1 protein-coding gene is annotated in these 387 nt (G+C 53.5%); it reads right to left on the bottom strand.

Going from position 1 to position 387, the window contains the following annotated elements:
• A partial coding sequence (locus KH400_RS29990; RefSeq protein WP_217228286.1) for a hypothetical protein occupies positions 1–387 on the bottom strand: 387 nt, incomplete at both ends.

The raw sequence follows: 387 nt of genomic DNA, 5'->3' as shown, positions 1-387 counted from the left end.
TCTCCCTCTCTCCTTTCTTCTTCTTCTTTCTCCCCTTCCCTCTCTTCCTCCCCTTCTTTCCTCCTTTCCCTTCTTTCTTCTTCCTCCTCCCTTCTTTCTCCTCCCTCCTCCCTTTTTCTCCTCCCCCTCCCCCCTTTTCCTTCCCTTTTTCTTCCCCTTTTCTCCTCCCTCTCCCCTCCTTTCTTTTCTCCTTTCCCCTCTTTCCTTTCCCCCTCCTCCCTTTCCTCTCTTTCCCCTCCCTCTCCTCCTCTTTCTTTTTTTTCTCCTTCCCCCTTTCCTCCCCTCCCTTCCTCCCCCTCTCCCCTTTCCCTCCTTTTCTCTTCTCCTCCTTTCTCCTCCTCCTTCTTCCTTCCTTTCCCCTTTCTCTTCTCCCCCTCTCCTCTCCCC

Source organism: Desertibacillus haloalkaliphilus, from assembly GCF_019039105.1.
GTDB lineage: Bacteria > Bacillota > Bacilli > Bacillales > KJ1-10-99 > Desertibacillus > Desertibacillus haloalkaliphilus.
The sequence above is the reverse complement of the archived record's forward strand: the minus strand, read 5'-3'. Positions and strand labels throughout refer to the sequence as shown.